General features: G+C 63.9%; 13 protein-coding genes and 1 pseudogene. 7 read left to right on the top strand and 7 right to left on the bottom strand.

Going from position 1 to position 18,397, the window contains the following annotated elements; genetic code table 11:
- The first annotated feature begins 418 nt into the window (after positions 1-418).
- Together VGP39_RS02630 and mfd are read left to right on the top strand one after the other, a co-directional pair.
- Complete coding sequence (locus VGP39_RS02630; protein ID WP_327566599.1) at positions 419-709, top strand: succinate dehydrogenase assembly factor 2; 291 nt, start codon at positions 419-421, stop codon at positions 707-709.
- A complete protein-coding gene (mfd, locus tag VGP39_RS02635) occupies positions 706-4,224 on the top strand; it encodes a transcription-repair coupling factor (protein ID WP_327566550.1) in 3,519 nt (1,172 codons plus the stop codon). The genes VGP39_RS02630 and mfd overlap by 4 nt, the downstream gene beginning before the upstream one ends.
- A gap of 163 nt (positions 4,225-4,387) precedes the next feature.
- Here mfd and VGP39_RS02640 read toward each other — a convergent pair whose 3' ends face one another.
- The 3 genes from VGP39_RS02640 to VGP39_RS02650 form a co-directional block, all read right to left on the bottom strand.
- Positions 4,388-5,614: a GGDEF domain-containing protein gene (locus tag VGP39_RS02640; protein ID WP_327566551.1), complete on the bottom strand. Its 1,227-nt coding sequence runs from the start codon at positions 5,612-5,614 to the stop codon at positions 4,388-4,390.
- Positions 5,615-5,701: 87 nt separating this feature from the next.
- Positions 5,702-7,207: a class I adenylate-forming enzyme family protein gene (locus VGP39_RS02645; RefSeq protein WP_327566552.1), complete on the bottom strand. Its 1,506-nt coding sequence runs from the start codon at positions 7,205-7,207 to the stop codon at positions 5,702-5,704.
- Between the two features lie 4 nt (positions 7,208-7,211).
- Complete coding sequence (locus VGP39_RS02650) at positions 7,212-8,999, bottom strand: extracellular solute-binding protein (RefSeq protein WP_327566553.1); 1,788 nt, start codon at positions 8,997-8,999, stop codon at positions 7,212-7,214.
- Positions 9,000-9,304: 305 nt separating this feature from the next.
- Between VGP39_RS02650 and VGP39_RS02655 the strand changes: the two genes are divergently transcribed.
- Complete coding sequence (locus tag VGP39_RS02655) at positions 9,305-10,126, top strand: invasion associated locus B family protein (protein WP_327566600.1); 822 nt, start codon at positions 9,305-9,307, stop codon at positions 10,124-10,126.
- Positions 10,127-10,322: 196 nt separating this feature from the next.
- Here VGP39_RS02655 and hspQ read toward each other — a convergent pair whose 3' ends face one another.
- Positions 10,323-10,655 carry a heat shock protein HspQ gene (gene hspQ / locus VGP39_RS02660; RefSeq protein WP_327566554.1) on the bottom strand — a complete coding sequence of 111 codons (333 nt, stop codon included), beginning with the start codon at positions 10,653-10,655 and terminating at the stop codon, positions 10,323-10,325.
- A 122-nt stretch (positions 10,656-10,777) separates the two neighbouring features.
- Here hspQ and VGP39_RS02665 point away from each other — a divergent pair, with 122 nt between their 5' ends.
- Complete coding sequence (locus tag VGP39_RS02665; protein WP_327566555.1) at positions 10,778-11,728, top strand: AEC family transporter; 951 nt, start codon at positions 10,778-10,780, stop codon at positions 11,726-11,728.
- Here VGP39_RS02665 and VGP39_RS02670 read toward each other — a convergent pair.
- Positions 11,700-12,929, bottom strand: coding sequence for a UbiH/UbiF family hydroxylase (locus VGP39_RS02670; RefSeq protein WP_327566556.1), 1,230 nt, complete (start codon positions 12,927-12,929; stop codon positions 11,700-11,702). The genes VGP39_RS02665 and VGP39_RS02670 overlap by 29 nt on opposite strands.
- Before the next feature lie 135 nt (positions 12,930-13,064).
- Between VGP39_RS02670 and pcsA the strand changes: the two genes are divergently transcribed.
- The 3 genes from pcsA to VGP39_RS02685 all read left to right on the top strand — a co-directional run bounded on the left by pcsA (position 13,065) and on the right by VGP39_RS02685 (position 15,591).
- Positions 13,065-13,799, top strand: coding sequence for a phosphatidylcholine synthase (gene pcsA / locus VGP39_RS02675; protein ID WP_327566557.1), 735 nt, complete (start codon positions 13,065-13,067; stop codon positions 13,797-13,799).
- Positions 13,796-14,530, top strand: a complete 735-nt coding sequence (locus tag VGP39_RS02680) for a TerC family protein (protein ID WP_327566558.1) — start codon at positions 13,796-13,798, stop codon at positions 14,528-14,530. Before pcsA ends, VGP39_RS02680 begins: the two co-directional genes overlap by 4 nt.
- Before the next feature lie 86 nt (positions 14,531-14,616).
- The gene (locus tag VGP39_RS02685; RefSeq protein ID WP_327566559.1) at positions 14,617-15,591 is read left to right on the top strand and encodes a quinone oxidoreductase; all 975 of its coding nucleotides are present in this window, start codon (positions 14,617-14,619) and stop codon (positions 15,589-15,591) included.
- 141 nt (positions 15,592-15,732) lie between these two features.
- On the opposite strand, the pseudogene VGP39_RS02690 reads toward VGP39_RS02685, so the two are convergent.
- Together VGP39_RS02690 and rimO are read right to left on the bottom strand one after the other, a co-directional pair.
- Positions 15,733-16,796: pseudogene (locus tag VGP39_RS02690) on the bottom strand (aminotransferase class III-fold pyridoxal phosphate-dependent enzyme).
- Between the two features lie 231 nt (positions 16,797-17,027).
- Positions 17,028-18,353, bottom strand: a complete 1,326-nt coding sequence (gene rimO / locus VGP39_RS02695) for a 30S ribosomal protein S12 methylthiotransferase RimO (protein ID WP_327566560.1) — start codon at positions 18,351-18,353, stop codon at positions 17,028-17,030.
- Positions 18,354-18,397 lie beyond the last annotated feature (44 nt).

Below are 18,397 nucleotides of genomic sequence, written 5' to 3' on the forward strand. Positions count from 1 at the left end.
GATCCGGCAATCAAGCCGCGGCTGTTACCAAGGTGCGCCTTTCGGCGTTCCGCCTCCCTCTTTTCTTCTCGAGGGAGGTTCACTGAACCCACCATTCACGCGAAGGGATTTGCGGGCGGCGATGACGCTTGCCCGGAGCAATCAGTGCGATGAAATGCACCAGCGCCCACCCCACACACCACGTCATACGCGGGCTTGACCCGCGTATCCATCACACTTCGAGAAGACTCTTTCGAAGAAGATGGATTGCCGGGTCAAGCCCGGCAATGACGCTGAGAGATGGATTGCCGGGTCGAGCCCGGCAATGACGACACGGTTGATAATTCGCAGGAGGGAAGGGCTGACAATCATGACCGCCATCGTTATATCAACCCCGCCCGGCACGTCCGGGCTTTTGGCGTTCGGATGGAATGGACAAATGACGGGATCGACACGATCGAGCGACGGCCTCGATGACCGCCGCAAGCGGCTGTTGTTCCGCTGCTGGCATCGCGGCACCCGCGAGATGGACCTCATTCTCGGCCGCTTCGCCGATGCCGCCATCGCCGATCTCACGGACGCCGAATTGACCCAGCTTGACCACCTGATCGAGGTACCCGAGCCCGACCTGTACGCGGCCTTGAGCAGCGGCGCTGTGCTTGCGCCGGAGTACCGAACCGCGCTGTTCGACCGCATCAAGTCGTTTCGCGTCATGGATCACGACGCATGAAATCGCCGACCCGATCGCCGGCGGAGTTGCTCGGCCCCGGACGCGCGTTGACCCTGGCCAATGTCGCCGAGGGCGCCGAAGGCCTGGTCGTCTCCGATCTCGCGCGCGCCGTCGCGGCGCGGCCAAAACCGCCGGCCGTCAGCCTTGCCGTGGTGTGCCGCGACGGTCCGCGCATGCAGCAGCTCGCCCGGGCGCTGGAATTCTTCGCGCCTGATCTGTCGGTGATGCAATTCCCGGCATGGGATTGCCAACCCTACGACCGGGTATCGCCGCATGGCGGCATTTTGGCGCAACGGCTGACCACGCTCGCCAGACTCGCGCGCCTGCAGGGCAGCGACAAGCCGTTGATCGTGCTGACCACCGTCAACGCCATCGTGCAGCGCGTGCCCGCGCGCGAGATGATCGCAGCGCAGGCGCTGTCGGTGGCGCCCGGCCATGTGGTGCCGATGGACAGCATCATCGCCTGGCTGGAGCACAACGGCTACAGCCGCTCCTCCACGGTGCGCGAACCCGGCGAATACGCGGTTCGCGGCGGCATTCTCGATCTGTTTCCGGCGGGGCTCGACCAGCCGGTGCGGTTCGATTTCTTCGGCGACAGCCTGGAATCGATCCGCAGCTTTGACGCCGAAACCCAGCGCACGCATTTCGACATGCGTGGCCTCGATCTGGTGCCGATCTCGGAATTCCAGCTGGTCACCGAGACGATCCGGCGCTTTCGCATGGGCTATGTCGCAGCCTTCGGCGCGCCGGAGCGCGACGATCCGCTGTACGAGGCGGTCAGCGAAGGCCGCCGCCATCCTGGCATGGAACACTGGCTGCCGCTGTTCCAGGAGCGGATGGACACGCTGTTCGACTATCTCCGCGATGCGCCAATCGCGATCGAGCCGCAAGGCGAAGACGCCGCGCGCGAGCGCTTCAAGCAGATCGCCGACTATTACGAGGCGCGGCGCGAAGCGATGGAGCACCCCGGCGGCGGCGCGGTCTACAAGCCGCTGCCGCCCGACAGGCTTTATCTCACCGAGGACGAATGGACCAAACGTCTCGGCGAGGCCGCGTTGGCACGGCTGACGCCGTTCGCGGTGCCCGAGGACAAGGCTGGCGTGGTCGATGCCGGCGCGCGGCAGGGCCGTAATTTCACGCCCGAACGCGCCGACAGTTCGATCAATGTGTTCGAGGTCGTGGTCGCCCATGTGCAGGCGTTGCAGGCCCAGCGGAAGAAAGTGGTGATCGCGCTGTGGAGCGAAGGCTCCCGCGACCGCATGGCGAGCATGCTGAAAGACCACAGACTGCATAACCTTACCAGCGTCAATGCCTGGCGCACCGTGCAGGCCACGCCGCGCAACGAGGCGATGCTGGCCGTGGTCGGGATGGAATCCGGCTTCGAGACCGACCATATCGCCGTCATCAGCGAGCAGGACATTCTCGGCGACCGCCTGGTGCGGCCGCGGAAAGCGGCCCGCAAGCTGGACAATTTCATTTCCGAGGTCACCAGCCTGGCCGCGGGCGATCTCGTCGTCCATGTCGAGCACGGCATTGGCCGCTTCGTCGGGCTGCAGACGCTGGAGGTCGCCGGTGCGCCGCACGATTGCCTGGAGCTGCACTATGCGGCCGAAACCAAGCTGTTTTTGCCGGTCGAGAATATCGAGCTGCTGTCGCGCTACGGCTCCGACCACGCCAATGTCGAACTGGACCGGCTCGGCGGCAGCGGCTGGCAGGCACGCAAGGCGAAACTCAAGAACCGCATCCGCGAGATCGCCGGCGAATTGATCAAGATCGCCGCCGAGCGGCATCTGCATGAGGCGCCGAGGTTCCCGGTGCAACCGCATACCTATGATGAGTTCTGCGCGCGTTTTCCCTACGAGGAGACCGAGGACCAGCTCGGCGCCATCAACGCCACCCTGAAAGACCTCGAAAGCGGCCGGCCGATGGACCGCCTGATCTGCGGCGACGTCGGCTTTGGGAAGACCGAGGTCGCGTTGCGCGCAACCTTCGCAGCCGCGCTCGACGGCAAGCAGGTCGCGGTGGTGGTGCCGACCACGCTATTGGCGCGGCAGCATGCCAAAACTTTCACCGAGCGGTTCCGCGGTTTTCCGGTGCGGGTCGCGCAGGCCTCGCGGCTGATCGCGCCGAAGGAATTGACGCAGGTGAAGAAGGACATCACCGAGGGTGTGGTCGATATCGTGGTCGGCACCCACGCGCTATTGGGCAAGTCAATCAAGTTCAGGGACCTCGGCCTGCTGATCGTGGACGAGGAACAGCATTTCGGCGTCTCTCACAAGGAACGGCTAAAGCAGCTGCGCGCCGAGGTCCACGTGCTGACGTTGAGCGCGACGCCGATCCCGCGCACGCTGCAGCTGGCGCTGACCGGCGTGCGCGATCTGTCGATCATCGCCTCGCCGCCGGTGGACCGCCTGGCGGTACGCACCTTCGTTGCGCCGCATGATCCCTTGATGATCCGCGAAGCGCTGCTGCGCGAGCGCTATCGCGGCGGCCAGGCGTTCTATGTCGTGCCTCGGATCGAGGATCTCGCAGGCGTCAAGGACTTCCTCGACAAGCATGTTCCGGAGATGAAGGTCGCCGTCGCGCACGGGCAGATGGCGCCGACTGTCATCGAGGACATCATGTCGGCTTTCTACGACGGCAAATACGACGTCCTGCTGTCGACCACCATCATCGAGTCCGGCCTCGATATTCCGACCGCCAACACGCTGATCGTACATCGCGCCGACATGTTCGGCCTTGCGCAGCTCTATCAGCTGCGCGGAAGGGTGGGGCGGTCCAAATTGAGGGCGTATGCGCTGTTCACGCTGCCGGCGCAGCAGAAGATCACGGCGCAAGCCCAGCGGCGGCTGAAGGTGCTGCAGTCGCTGGAAACCCTCGGCGCGGGTTTCCAGCTCGCCTCCCACGATCTCGATATCCGCGGCGCCGGCAACCTGCTCGGGGAGGAACAGTCAGGGCATATCAAGGAAGTCGGCTTCGAGCTCTATCAATCGATGCTGGAGGAGGCGATCCTCAACCTCAAGGCCGGCGTAACCGAACCTGCGGCGGACCGCTGGTCGCCGCAGATCAAGGTCGGCATGCCCGTGATGATTCCGGAGGATTACGTCGCCGACCTCGCGGTGCGGCTGTCGCTGTACCGGCGGCTGGCCGACCTCGATACCGACGACGAGATCGACAATTTCGCCGCCGAACTGCGCGACCGCTTCGGCGTGCTGCCGGACGAGGTGCGCTATCTGTTCAAGATCGCCGCGATCAAGGGCTATTGCCGCAGAGCCAATGTGGAGAAGGTCGACGCCGGACCGAAGGGCGCGGTGATTACGTTCCGCGACAACAAGTTCGCGCAGCCGGAGCGGCTGGTCACTTTCATCCGGCAGCACGGACAGGCGGCCAAGGTGCGGCCCGACATGAAGGTGGTGTTCTTCCAGGAATGGGAAACGCCGGAAGAGCGGCTGATGGGCACTACCGAAATCCTGCGGCAGCTCGCCAACCTCGCCGAGGATCGCAAGGCGGCGTGAGACCATCGCGTCCCGGACGCGGTGCAGCGTTCTTCACGCTGCTCCGCAGAGCCGGGACCGTCACGAATGCTGCCGTCGTTACGACCCCGGCTCTGCAGCGCATCACTTCGTGCTGCGCTGCGTCCGGGGCACGAGTCACACGGCCAGCGCCATTTCCGAAAGTTCAGGAAGCCGCGCGGCGGCCCTCGGCGGTGAGGCGCGCCAGCATCGACTTTGCCGAATCGGTCGCCAGTAACGTCGCCACGGTCACGTCCGGCTCGACGCGCTGCGCGCGCTTGGTATGGATCGTGTGCTTCATGACGCTGCCAAGCCGGCGAGCGATCATATGTGCATTGCGCAGATCGGTTTCGGCGAACGCCACCACTATCGATCCGTCGTCCTGCACCGCGCCAAAATCCATCTGCCGCATCAGGCGGCTGATGATACGCCCGCCATCGAGCTGCGCGCGTTCGTGGCTTGGGCCGAACGAAAATCGCGCCACCGACAACCCGCCGCCGCGCGACTGGGTCTGGTAGACCGCCGTTGCAAAGTCGCGGTTGAAGGCCGCGAGAGTCAGCAGACCGGTTCGAGTATCGAGCAGCCCGCCGGCATCGATCGACTTCAGCGCGCGGCTCAAACCGGCCTCGAATGCGTGCTGGCGGATCAGCGGCAAGGCATTGGCGGCAATGCGGGCGGGCTCGCCGCTGATCAGTTCGAGGTTCGGCAGATCGTAGCTCGGCGTCAGGCCCTCGACGCTCACCACCACAGGGAGATGGCGGAACCGGACGTCTTCGGCGAGCACCGTGAGGAAGGCGTCGAGCACGCGCGGGCTGAAACCCTCAGCCAGTACAATGCCGTCGAGATCGCGCACATTCAGGTGCTTGGCGGCCGCCTCGATGCTGAGCGCGCCGACCACGCCCATTCGCTCACCCAACGCAACCGAAAGCGCCGGATAGGCCGCGCCGCGGCCGATCAGCAGCACGGTTGCATCCTGGATCGGATCGGGGTCCGTCAATGCCGGTTGCGCGATGGGATCGTCGAGCATGCGACGCAGCACGGTGGCATGGAGCGAGCGCACCCGCAGCGCGGCGCGAAGGCGTCCGCTCAAGCGCTCGAAGCTGCCGCCGGTCGAGGAAAATGGCAGCGCGTTTTCGGGCAATGCCCCCTTGGGATCGATGACGACAAGCGGCACGTAAGGCTTGATCTCCGCGATTTGCGCAGCAAGCGCCGCCAATCCCGGTCCGGCATCTCCCGACACCAGCAGGGCAGCCGGCTGCAACTGTTCGACAGCGTGAGCGGCCTCGGTCCAGCTGGTTTCGATCACGGGAAACATTTTCGTTTCGGACAGCGCTGCCGCCAGCGGCGAAGGCTCGCCGGACGACACGATCAGAATCAGGCCTTGCTGGGACATCTCGAACTCGGGCGAGCGCGGACAATGAATACGGGAATCCTAATTCGCCGCCCTTAATGCCGCGTCAACGTCCGCCGTGGATTTCGATCAGCCGGATGCGGCGCGCGAGTCGCGAAATGCTTCGGACATCAACGGGTTGAGGCCAAGCTCTAAGAATGCTTCGCGGGCCCTGGCATTGTCCTGGGCGCGGCCGGCGAGGCGGTGGCCGCTCAAGCGATCCGGCAGCGCGGTGAGCAGCGCGCCCTGTCCGAGCCGCTTGGCCCACTCCTGCAGGTCGTGCGCCAGAAAACGGTAGCCGCCGACGGCCATGATCCCGGACGGCGGCGCGGTGATGCAGAGCGCGCCGGTTGTGCGGTCGAGCCGCGCGGCATAGCCGGTATCGACATGGTCGAGCAGGGGCTGCGCGATCAGGAAATTGCCCGAAGGGGTTGCTGTCGCATAGGCGGCAACGGGAATCATCGGCCCGCGCAACGCCAGCGTTCCCTTCGGTGTCAGCAGAATCTCGCCGGTGATCGAGGCGTCCTCCGCATCCCGAGGCGCGCGTTGCGGTCCTGGCAGAACTGGGTTCGGCGCGCCATCGTCCGCCCGGCAGGCGCCAAACAGACCGGCCTCGCCAAACAAATAGACGTCGGTCAGCGTGGCCTGTCCAGTCGACCATGGCGGTGACGAGGCCACCTGTTCCGGCGCGCGCCAGAGCCCGATCACGCGGCGCAGCGCCGGCATCCGCGACAGCATCCCGGCCTCGGCCAGCCGCAAGGCCAGCGTCGCGGGGGCAACGAGGACATTGCAGCCCTGTTCGCCGATCTGTTGTTCCAGCACGCCGGCATCGAAGGGATGATGCAGGATAAGCGCGCCGCCGCTCAGCAGCCAGATCACCAACGACGATGTGAGGCCCGCAGATGACGATGGCGCGAATGCGGACACGATGGTCGCGCCCTGCGGCACGCCGCTTTCGAGGAAGATCGCGAGGCCGCCGGCAATCAGATGCAGGTGCGTGCGCGGCACCGCGCGAAACCCTTCCGCCGTGACGTCGAAGGAAATGATCGCGGCACGGCGGCCGTCCTGCGTCGCGGTGGGGGCGGCGGCAGGCCCGTTTGCGATCACATCGTCGAGGCAGGCCATGCCTTCCGGCAGATCGTCGCCGAAGCCGCAGACGTGGCGGATCGAAAACGCCTCTACCGCGGCGTTCATGGCCAAATCGGCGTGGCTAACGCCGTCTATCCGGCTCACGGTCACGACCGCGCGCGCGCCGGTGCGATTGAGCGCCACCGTCATTTCCGCCTGCCGCCATAGCTGCGGCAACAGCGCCACCACAAGTCCGGCGCGATGCGCGGCCAGCACCGTCAGAACGAATTCGACGGTGTTGGGCAGCTGGACCGCGATCACCGAATTGGCCGGCAATCCGGCCTCGACAAAATGCGCCGCCAGTGCGGCGATTGCCCGGTCGGCTTGCGCGAATGTCAGGCGTTGCTGCGGCTGCCCGGTGACGCGGGGCTTGTCGGGTGGGTCGGCCAGCGCCAGCGCATCCGGCTGGCGCGCCAGCAGCCGGCGAAACAAGCCGTCTAGTGTTGGCGGTGCAGCGGTCTGGATCACAGGATCACTTTTGACTTGGCTCGGGCTTTTGCCACCAGGTTTCCGGCAGATACCCCGACAACGCGGTGACTGCCGGCCGTTCTATCCGATTCCAGCGGGCGATCCATTGTTCCTGCGCGTTGTACAGGGGAATTGCATAGAAGCCGGACATCAAGGCGCGGTCGAGCGCCCGCACCGCGGACACGAAGTCAGGATGTTCGCGCGCCTCCAGCATCGCCGCGATCAGGGCGTCGATAGCCGGATCTTTTGCACCCATGTAGTTCCGCGTGCCCTGATTGTCGGCGGCTTCAGAACCCCAGTAGAAGGATTGCTCGTTGCCGGGGGAGAGCGACTGATCCCAGCGGTTCGGGATCATGTCGAAATCAAAACTGAGACGCCGCTGATCGAACTGCACGCCATCGACCGCGCGCACTGTGGCCTCGATACCGGCGCGCTTGAGGTCGCGCTGGAACGCCAGCGCGATACGTTCCTGATCGCGCGTCGTCACCAGAATTTCGAAGCTGAGAGGTGCGCTGGTCGCGCGCTGGCGCAATACCGTGCCGTCGAGATCGTAACCGGCCTGAGACAACAGGGCGAGCGCGTTGCGCAACGTCGTGCGATCACGGCCCGAGCCGTCGCTGACGGGGAGACGCCAGGTCCCGTCAAGAATGTCCGCGGGCATGCGGGATGCATAAGGCTTCAGCAGCAAACGTTCGCGGTCATCCGCGGCGCGGGCGTAGGCCGACAATTCGGACCCGGCGAAGAAGCCGCCGGCGCGCCCGTAGAGCCCGAAAAAGTAGTTGCGGTTGATCCACTCGAAATCGAACAGCAGCGTCAGCGCCTGCCGCACGCGGATGTCCGAAAACATCGGCCGCCTTGTGTTGAACACCAGGAATTCCGAGGGCTGCGGCATGCCGCTCTTGATGACGTCGCGGATCACCTCGCCATTGCGGACGGCAGGAAAATCATAGCCGTCGTGCCAGCGCAGCGGCTCGTGCTCGACGCGGAAATCGTACAGGCCGCGCTTGAACGCCTCGAACGCGCCGTTAGCCTCCCGGTAGAAATCGAGCCTGATCTCGTCGAAATTCCACAGGCCGCGGTTGACCGGCAGATCGCGGCCCCAGTAATCCGCGTTACGCGTCAGCGTCAGGCTTGCGCCGGGCTTGACCGCGGTCACTCGATAAGGCCCCGAACCCATCGGCGCCGTCATCGAGGTTTCCTCAAAAGTCGCGACATCGACGGCATGCTTCGGCAGCACCGGCATCAACCCAAGGATAAGGGGCAGTTCGCGGTCGTTGGCGCCGCCGAGATCGAACCGCACCGTGCGCGCATCCAGCGCCTCGGCCTTGGCTACCTTGGCGTAGTACAAGCGATGATTGGGACGGCCCTTGTCTCGCAGCAAGGCCCACGAAAACACCACGTCCTCGGCAAGCACCGGCTCGCCATCGGAGAAACGCGCCTTGGGGTCGAGCCGGAAGGTAACGTAGGATCTCGCATCGTCGGTCTCGATGCTCTTGGCGAGCAGGCCGTAAAGCGTGAACGGCTCGTCATTGCCGCGCGCCATCAGGCTTTCGACCACGAAGCCGCGGATCTGCTGGACCGCAAGGCCCCTGACGATCAGGGGATTGAGGCTGTCGAACGTGCCAAGCAGGCCCTGCACCAGCCGGCCACCCCTGAGCGCGCCGGGATTGACATAGGGCATATGGGAAAAGTCGGCCGGCAACGCCGCTGCGCCGTGCATCGCGATGGCGTAGCTCGGCTGCGCGGCGGCAGGGCAGGTGGCAATCCCCGGCAGGAGGCCGAGGGTGGCCACCAGGCAAAACGCGCGGCGCCGTGCCGGCCGCGAATTTCGCTGGACAAGGCGGCGGTTTGATTCGGGTTGGTTCACAACGAAATTTTACCATAGGCGCTGACGCTGCGCGCAATGCCGAGGGCGTTAAGATGGCTGTCGCCATTGATCTTTTCGCCCGCCGCTGTATTGAAGGCGTGCAATTGACCATGACAGCGCGGCCTGTCACGCAACCGCCTCATTTGGCAAAGAGACAGCCGCTCAAAGCGGCAGCTTTCGGCGCCTTGGTCGCGGTTTCGAGCGCCACCGTTCAGAAAGGGTTTTCCGCAATGAATTTCCGTATCTTGGCCGCGTCGGCCTGGCCGCGTGGGCGGGTTTTGGCCCTGCTGGCGGCGACGGCATTGACAGCAACCTGCCTCATTCCCGACGCCCAGGCCCAGACACCCGCTCCAGCGCCCGGTGCACCCGCGCCGGCACCCAAAGCCGCTCCCAAGGCTGCGGCACCCAAGGCCGCCCCGAAAGCGGCGCCAGCCCCGGCCCCCGCTGCGCAGGCACCGGCCGCACCCGCCCCCGCCGCGGGAGCCCAGCCGGCCGCCGACCAGGTTCAGTTGATCTACGCGCCGTGGACCAAATTCTGCCTGAAGGGGCAGGATGCAAGCGCCAAGCAGGTTTGCTTCACCGGCAAGGACGGCCGCATCGAATCGGGCCAGCCCGTGATCGCCGCGGTGATCATCGAGCCGGAAGGCGATCCGAAGAAGATCCTGCGTGTCACGCTCCCCCTCGGCATGCAGCTCGTTCACGGTACCCGCGTCATCGTCGACGCCAATGCGCCGGCGCAGGCTCCTTATGTGATTTGCTTCCAGAATGGCTGCATGTCCGACTATGACGTGACGCCGGAACTGATCGGCAACCTCAAAAAGGGACAGAACCTGGTGGTCCAGGCGATCAACTCCAATGGCGCTCCATTGACGCTGCCGCTGCCGCTGGCGGAATTCGCCAAGGCCTATGACGGCCCGCCGACCGATCCGAAGGTTTTCGAGGAAACCCAGAAGAAGCTGCAGGAAGAGCTGCAGAAGCGCGCCGCCGAAGCGCGCGCCAAGCTCGAGGCCAACCAGCCCGCCGGCGGCGCGGCCAATCCGGCCGCGAAGTAACACTGTCGTCTGCAAACGAAAAAGGCGCTCCAATCAGGGCGCCTTTTTTCTCGAACAAAAGCTGGAACGTCATCGTGAGGAGCCGCGCATCTTGCGCGGCGTCTCGAAGGATGGCCACTTGCGCTCGTTGCCCATCCTTCGAGACGCGCGCCCCCAAAAGGGCGCGCTCCTCAGGATGACGGTTAATTCGGAAGCTCTAGTTCAGCGAAGGATTGCGCGGCCGATAGCTGCCGGATTTGTCCTTGACGAAAATCTCCGCGACTTGCGAATGCCGGATCGGCTCGCCGGAATCGTCGGGCAGCAGGTTCTGCTCCGAAACATAGGCGACGTATTCGGATTCAGAATTTTCCGCGAGCAGGTGGTAGAACGGCTGGTCCTTGTGAGGACGGACGTCCTCCGGGATCGACAGCCACCATTCCTCGGTATTGTTAAATTCCGGATCGATGTCGAAGATCACGCCCCGGAACGAAAAGATCCGATGACGAACGATCTGCCCGATCTGGAATTTGGCGGTCCGCGTTTTTGTCATAACTCGTCGAATAGACCATGATTGTGGCCGATGCTAGGGGCAAACCGACGAATTAATCCTCCCGCAACCAACCCGCCGAGCGCCTGATACGAGGCGAATAGCCAACAAAAGACGCTTCGCTCATGCTCGATATCCTCAATCTCGCGCTGCCGTATTTCGGACTGATCTTCATCGGCTTTGCCTGCGGCAAATCGAAGAATCTGCCGGAGACGGGCCTGGCGTGGATGAACTTCTTCCTGCTCTACGTCTCGTTGCCTGCGTTACTGTTCGGGATCATGTCGAAGACGCCGTTTGCGGAACTCAACAACCCGCCATTCTTGATCGCGACCACGCTCGGCACCGCCAGCGCGTTCGTTCTGGCCATGATTGTGGGGCGTTTGCTCGGGCGGCTGTCGTTCCGTGAAGCGACGCTGGCCGGCCTCGCCGGCGCGTTTGGCAATATCGGCTATATGGGTCCGGGCCTGGCGCTGGCGGTGCTGGGTGAGAAGGCCGCCGCGCCCACTGCGTTGATCTTTTGCTGCGACGCCATCTTCCTGTTCTCGATCGTGCCGCTGCTGATCGCGTTCACCGGCGAGCGCCGGTCCGTGCTGCACACGCTCGGCATCGTGGTCCGCCAGATCGTGCTCAATCCGCTGATCATGTCGGCCTGCGGCGGAGCCCTCGCCGCGGCGCTGCATCTTGAGTTTCCGGTCGCGATCATGAATACGCTGGCATTCCTGCAAAACGCCGCAGCGCCGGTGGCCTTGTTCGTTCTCGGCGTCACCGTGGCGCTGCGGCCGTTCGGCCGCATCCCGTGGGAGGTGCCCGGCGTCATCGCGGTGAAGCTGCTCATTCATCCGCTGATCGTGGTTGCGCTGATGTTGCTGCTCGGGCCGTTCACCCCGCAGTGGGCGGCAACCGCCGTGCTGATGGCGTCGCTGCCGCCGGCGCTGAACGTTTTTGTCATCGCGCGACAATTCGATACCTGGATCGAGCCAGCATCGGTGGCGGTGCTGATCGGAACGTTTGCTTCCGTCATTACACTGACCAGCCTGATGTGGCTGATCACGTCGGGCCAGCTGGTGTTTCCTTGAACTGCGGGGCCGGCCGCCATGACGGCGCCAAACCTTCACGCATGGCGAGGCGGCGAAGCGGGCCGATCGCCCCGATCAGATGCAGTCCGGCCGCGCGCAACGACTGCACGGGCAGAAAATCCGAAAGCAGCGAGCGGTTCGCCATATCGATGACGAACGTCCGGCTGGCCACATCGGAACGCCGCGCCGAATCGAAACGAGTCAGCACCTGAGGCGAGCCGGGATCCTCGCCTTGCAGCATCGCCTCCCGGGCAATGTCGGCGATATCGGCGGCATCGCGCAGCCCCATATTGAGGCCCTGCGCGCCGATCGGCGGCAACACATGCGCGGCTTCGCCGACCAGCGCGATGCGCCCCTTGGCGAATTGCCGGGGTTGCTCGATCGCCAGCGGAAACAGGTGACGTCCCGGCTCGACACTGACGCGGCCGAGAATGGAATGTGATTGCCGCTCGGCGGCTTCCGAGAGTTCGTCATCGCTCAGCGCCATCAGCCGCTCGGCTTCATTCGGGGCCGTGACCCACACCACGCTGGAGCGGTCGCCCGGCAGCGGAACGAACACGCACGGTCCGTACGGGCTATGAAATTCGGTGGAGACACTTCGATGCGATCGCGCGTGCGCGATGTTGAAGGTCAGCGCGGCCTGATTGAGATCGCGGCGCTTGACGGCGATGCCCGCAGCTTTCCGGCACAGCGAACGCCGGCCGTCGGCGCCGACCACCAGGTGCGCGGACAGCGACCGTCCCTGTCGGATGCGGACGAGGGCATGCGCATCGCGATGGATGACGCTTTCTGCCTCGTCATCGAACCGGATGAGATTTGCAAGCTCGGCCGCGCGCTCCTCAAGCGCATCCATCAGCACACGGTTTTCGATGTTGTAGCCGAATGTATCGAGGCCGATTTCTTCGGACGAAAACTTGACTTCCGGCGCGCGGATCAGGCGGCCGGTATCGTCAACCAGCCGCATCTCACGTAGCGTCGCCGCCTTGTCCTCGCAGCGGCGCCAGACATCGAGCCGCTGCAGGAAGTCGACGGAGCCGCCAAGCAGCGCCGTGGTCCTGTTGTCGCCATACGGCGCGCGGCGGGCGATCAATGCGGTGCTCGCGCCGGCGTCAGCAAGCGCGATCGCCGCCGCGAGTCCGGCGGGCCCGCCGCCGACCACGGCAACGTCGTAACCCTCCCGTTCGGCGGACGCGTCACTCATCGACAGACAATTGACGTTTGCGCTGATATTTTCAACCCCGCACTCTCACGATAATGTTCCCGCACCTTTGCGCGGCGGAACGCCGCAAGCCCCGATGTGCAATTCCAGACGATTCCTGATAGCACTGTCCGAGAGATGGACCCATCAAGCCGGCACGATTCTGCATCGATATCCCGGACGGCGCGCGCCGCTGCATTCTCCGTGCATATCTTCACGGCGATGGGCGCGGGCATTGCGCTGATCGCCTTGCTAGAGGCGGTGCGCGAACACTGGACCGCGATGTTCGCGTGGCTTGCCGCAGCGCTGGTGGTCGACGCGTTGGACGGACCGATCGCACGGCGGCTCGATGTGGTGCGGGTGCTGCCGGAGTGGTCGGGCGAGATGCTGGATCTCGTGGTGGATTTTGTCACCTACGTGTTCGTGCCGGCCTATGCGATCGTTGCGAGCGGCCTGCTGCTGCCTCCGACGGCGCCGCTGCTGGGCGTCGGCATTGTGGTGACCGGAGCGCTGTATTTTGCGGATCGCCGCATGAAGACGGCCGACAATCATTTTCGCGGCTTTCCGGCGCTATGGAATGCGGTGGCGTTCTATCTGTTCCTGCTGCAGCTGTCGCCGGCGCTTTCAAGTCTCCTTGTTGCCGTGCTCATCGTGCTGACCTTCGTGCCGTTCAACGTCATTCACCCGGTGCGCGTCACGCGCCTGCGCGGGCTGACGCTGTCCCTGATCGGCGTCTGGGCGGTGCTCGTCGTCATCACGCTGCTGTATGATTTCAACGTCGCGATGCCGGTGACGGTCGCGCTATGCGCGATCGGCCTTTATGTGGTCGCCAGCGACGCGGTGATCCGCCTATTGAGACCGGCCAACGCATGATCGAATTGCTGACAAGCCCGGAAGCGTGGGCCGCACTATTGACCCTGACGGCGCTGGAGATCGTTCTCGGCATCGACAATGTGATCTTCCTGTCGGTGATCGTGTCGCGCATCCCGGAGCAGCAGGCAAAGCGCGCCCGGCAGATCGGCCTCGCGCTGGCGCTGGTGTTCCGCATTTTGCTGTTGAGCCTGCTGGTATGGCTAATCGGCCTCACCGCGCCGGTCATTACGGTGAAGAGCGTCGCGCTGTCGTGGCGCGACATCATCCTGATCGGCGGCGGGCTGTTCCTGATCGGCAAGGCGACCCACGAGATTCACCGCGAAGTCGAGGCGCACCATGGGGAAGTCGATGCCAAGGTGCAGCCGAACGCATTCTTCTGGGTCATCGTGCAGATCATCATCATCGACATGGTGTTCTCGCTGGATTCCATCATCACCGCGATCGGCATGGCGCAGGATATCGAAATCATGGTCGCCGCGGTCATTATCGCATGCGTCATCATGTATGTGTCGTCCGGCCCGGTGGCGAAATTCGTGGCGGATCATCCGACCACCAAGATGCTGGCGCTGGCATTCCTGGTGCTGATCGGCCTCGCCTTGGTGGCGGACGGATTCCAGTTCCACATCCCGCGCGGTTACATCTACTTCGCCATCCTGTTCGCGGCCGCCGTGGAGTTCTTCAATGTGCTGGCCCAACGCAATCGCAGGCGCAAGCGCAAGAAGGCCGCTTGATCGCCATATGCTGCCATGCCCGGAGTTGACAACCAGGCCTCAATGGCTATCGCTTGTCCTCAAGAAAATCGCAGGGAGAATGAGCAATGACCAAGGCTGTGCGTGTCCATCAGGTCGGTGGGCCGGAAGTCCTGACCTATGAATCCGTGGATGTGCCGGCGCCGGGCCCCGGAGAGGTGCGCATACGGCAGCATGCCGTCGGCCTGAACTTTATCGACGTGTACTTCCGCACCGGGCTTTACAAGGCGCCGGCGTTGCCCTTCATCGCCGGCAATGAGGCTGCGGGTGAAGTTCTCAGCGTCGGGCCCGGCGTGACAAATTTTCATCCCGGCGACCGGGTCGCCTATTATTTCAATCTCGGCGGCTATGCCACCGAGCGGAACATCCCCGCCGACAAGCTTGTAAAGCTGCCCGACCACATCACCTACGAGCAGGGCGCGGTGCTGATGCTGAAGGGTCTGACGGTGTGGTACCTGCTGCACAAGACCTTCAAGGTCGAACCGGGACATCGGGTGCTGATCCACGCTGCGGCGGGCGGCATCGGACTTTTGGCGTGCCAGTGGGCCAAGGCGCTCGGCGCCCATGTGATCGGCACGGTCGGCTCCAAAGCCAAGGCCGATCTGGCGATGGCCAATGGCTGCGATCACGTTATTCTCTACAACGAGGAGGATTTCGTCGCGCGGGTGAAACAGATCAGCCGCAACGAACTTTGCGATGTGGTCTATGACGGCGTCGGCAAGACCACATTCCCGGGCTCGTTGTCGTGCCTGAAGCCGCGCGGATTGTTCGTCAGCTTCGGCAATGCATCAGGGCCGGTGCCGCCGTTCTCGATTGCCGAGTTGAACAACCATGGCTCGCTGTTCGCGACGCGGCCGAAGCTGAATGACTATGTCGGCAAACGCTCGGAACTGCTCGAGGGCGCCGATACCTTGTTCGCGGCTGTCATCAATGGCAAGCTGCACGTGCCGATCAATCACGCCTATGCGCTGAAAGATGCGGCCAAGGCGCATACTGATCTGGAAGGCCGGGCGACCACCGGCGCGGCGATTTTGAAGCCGTAGAGAACTGAGCCGTCATCCTGAGGTGCTCGCCGTCTTCGGCGAGCCTCGAAGGATGGTCGCACGCGCCTGTTGCCCATCCTTCGAGGCTCGCCGTGAAGAACGGCGAACACTTCAGGATGACGGCAGTGTGTCTCTCGGATCCTATGCCGCGCCCATCTTCACCAGGATCGCGTCCAGCCCGTCGATCATCTCGGCGATCTCCTCGTGGGTGACGTTGAGCGCGGGCATGAAGCGCAGCGCGTCCGGTTGCGGCGTGTTGAGCAGCACGCCATTTTCCAGCGCTTGCGCGACGATGGCGGCGCCGATCGGGCGTTTCAAATCGAGCGCTAGCAGCAATCCGTTGCCGCGGACCTCGCCAAGACCATGCCGCCCGGAAATCCGTTGCAACTCGCTGGCCAGGAGCAATCCGGTGTCAGTCACCGATTTCAGGAAGTCTGGCCGGCCGACATGTTCGAGGACCGCGAGCCCGACCGCGCACATCAGCGGATTGCCGTTGAACGTGCCGCCCTGGTCGCCATGCTGGAAACAGGAAGCCGCTTCGGTGGCCAGCAAGGCCGCGAGCGGCACGCCTCCGCCGATTCCTTTCCCGAGAGTCATGATGTCCGGCTCGATGCCGGCGTGCTGGTAATGGAACAGCTTTCCGGTGCGGCCCATGCCGGTCTGGATCTCGTCGAAGATGAGCAACAGGCCGTGCGCCCTTGTCAGCGTCCGCAGCTCGCGCACGAACGCGTCCGTCGCCGGCCACACGCCGGCTTCGCCCTGGATCGGCTCCAGCATCACGCCGACGGTCTTGTCATTGATCAGCGCTTTCACGGAGGCGATATCGTTGAGCCTGGCCTTCGGAAAGCCGCGCACCTTGGGTTCGAACAGCGGCTCAAAGGCTTTCTTGCCAGAAGCCGACATGGTCGCCAGCGTGCGGCCGTGAAACGCGCCTTCGAAAGTGATGATCTCGTAGGCGCCTTCGCGCTCGGCGCGTTGTAAAACGCGGGGCTCGGCGTCAGCAGCAGCCTGGCCTGATCTGCAAGCACTTCGACGATTCCAGGCGGCGAGTGGCCGAGACAATTGACCGCCCAGCCCTGTACAAAATCCAGATAGCGCTTGTCAGCCTCATCCCACAGCCAGGAGCCTTCTCCCCTGACGAATACGACCGGCGGTCGCGCCGCGATGTCCATCAACGCGTCGAACGGATGTGTGGCAATGGTCATGTCAAAACTCTCTGCGGTTTGATTGAAAAGTCGGCCAAAACGCGAGAAGGCCGCACTTTGAGGGTGCGGCCTTCTCGAAAACTTGAAGCTGATCTGTTTCAGCTCTGTCGTCGGACACGGCGCGACCCATCATCGTCGAACGAGCGACGACGTAAAGCTGCGCGGGATTTGGTCCGGTTGAATGTCATGAGCGCGGCCATACAGCCGAACGGCCGGCGCTGTCAAGTGGGGCTAGAAACCCGACACGCTGCCATGCAGGTCGTATTCGTCGGCGCGCTCGATCTTCGCGGTGACGATTTCACCGACCCGCAGCGGGCGGCGGCTTGAGAGATACACCGCGCCGTCGATCTGCGGCGCATCGGCTTTGGAGCGGCCCTTCGACACGGTGGGGCCGACTTCGTCGACGATGACCTGCTGCCTCGTGCCGACCTTGCGCTTCAGGCGGCGCGCCGAGATTTTCTGCTGCCGCGCCATCAGCGCGTCCCAGCGCTGCTGTTTTACCTCTTCATGCACGGGATGGCCGAGCGCGTTGGAGGCAGCTCCGGCGACCGGCTCATACTTGAAGCAGCCGACGCGGTCGATCTCGGCTTCGTCGAGCCAGTCGAGCAAATAGGCAAAATCGGAATCAGTTTCCCCTGGAAAGCCTACGATGAAGGTCGAGCGCAGCGTCAGATCGGGGCATTCCTCGCGCCATTTTTTGATCCGCCCCAGCGTCTTGTCCTGCGCGGCGGGGCGATTCATTGCCTTGAGGATTTCGGGGCTTGCGTGCTGAAACGGAATGTCGAGATAGGGCAGGATCTTGCCCTGATTCATCAAGCCGATCACTTCATCGACATGCGGGTAGGGGTAGACATATTGCAGCCTCACCCAGGCGCCAAACTCGCCCAACTCTTTCGCCAGATCGAAAAACCTCGCGCGGACTTCGCGATCCCTCCATGGGCTGGCGGCATATTTCAGGTCGACGCCATAGGCCGAGGTGTCCTGCGAGATCACCAGCAATTCCTTGACGCCGGCGTTGACCAGCTTTTCGGCTTCGCGCAGCACGTCGTTCGCCGGCCGGGAGGCGAGATCGCCGCGCAGTTTCGGGATGATGCAGAAGCTGCAGCGATTGTTGCAGCCCTCTGAAATTTTCAAGTAAGCGTAGTGCCGCGGCGTCAGCTTGATACCCTGCGGCGGCACCAGGTCGAGATGCGGGTTGTGCAGCGGCGGCAGCGCGCGATGCACGGCAGCGAGCACGCTCTCATATTGCTGCGGCCCGGTAATCGAGAGCACGCCGGGATAGGCCGCCTCGATCTGTTCGGGCTCCGCGCCCATGCAGCCGGTAACGATGACCTTGCCGTTTTCCGCCATCGCTTCGCCGATGGCGCCGAGCGATTCCTGCTTGGCGCTGTCGAGAAAACCGCAGGTGTTGACGATGACGAGGTCGGCGCCGTCGTGTTTTCGCGCGAGTTCGTAACCCTCGGCGCGCAGCCGCGTGATGATGCGCTCGGAATCCACCAGCGCCTTGGGGCATCCCAAGGATACAAAGCTGACTTTGGGCGCGGCGGCCTGCTGCATGTCTGATCTGCCTGATTGATGGGCAGGAGCTAGTCCCAATGGCC

It is taken from the genome of Bradyrhizobium sp. (genome assembly GCF_036009065.1).
In the GTDB taxonomy this organism is placed as follows: Bacteria; Pseudomonadota; Alphaproteobacteria; order Rhizobiales; family Xanthobacteraceae; genus Bradyrhizobium.

Excerpts from the sequence above, each read along its gene's own strand:
- hspQ (WP_327566554.1), bottom strand. The coding sequence starts at position 10,655 with ATGACAAAAACGCGGACCGCCAAATTCCAGATCGGGCAGATCGTTCGT.
- VGP39_RS02640 (WP_327566551.1), bottom strand. The coding sequence starts at position 5,614 with ATGTCCCAGCAAGGCCTGATTCTGATCGTGTCGTCCGGCGAGCCTTCG.
- VGP39_RS02670 (WP_327566556.1), bottom strand. The coding sequence starts at position 12,929 with ATGAGTGACGCGTCCGCCGAACGGGAGGGTTACGACGTTGCCGTGGTC.
- rimO (WP_327566560.1), bottom strand. The coding sequence starts at position 18,353 with ATGCAGCAGGCCGCCGCGCCCAAAGTCAGCTTTGTATCCTTGGGATGC.
- VGP39_RS02630 (WP_327566599.1), top strand. The coding sequence starts at position 419 with ATGACGGGATCGACACGATCGAGCGACGGCCTCGATGACCGCCGCAAG.
- mfd (WP_327566550.1), top strand. The coding sequence starts at position 706 with ATGAAATCGCCGACCCGATCGCCGGCGGAGTTGCTCGGCCCCGGACGC.
- VGP39_RS02665 (WP_327566555.1), top strand. The coding sequence starts at position 10,778 with ATGCTCGATATCCTCAATCTCGCGCTGCCGTATTTCGGACTGATCTTC.
- VGP39_RS02680 (WP_327566558.1), top strand. The coding sequence starts at position 13,796 with ATGATCGAATTGCTGACAAGCCCGGAAGCGTGGGCCGCACTATTGACC.
- VGP39_RS02655 (WP_327566600.1), top strand. The coding sequence starts at position 9,305 with ATGAATTTCCGTATCTTGGCCGCGTCGGCCTGGCCGCGTGGGCGGGTT.
- pcsA (WP_327566557.1), top strand. The coding sequence starts at position 13,065 with ATGGACCCATCAAGCCGGCACGATTCTGCATCGATATCCCGGACGGCG.
- VGP39_RS02685 (WP_327566559.1), top strand. The coding sequence starts at position 14,617 with ATGACCAAGGCTGTGCGTGTCCATCAGGTCGGTGGGCCGGAAGTCCTG.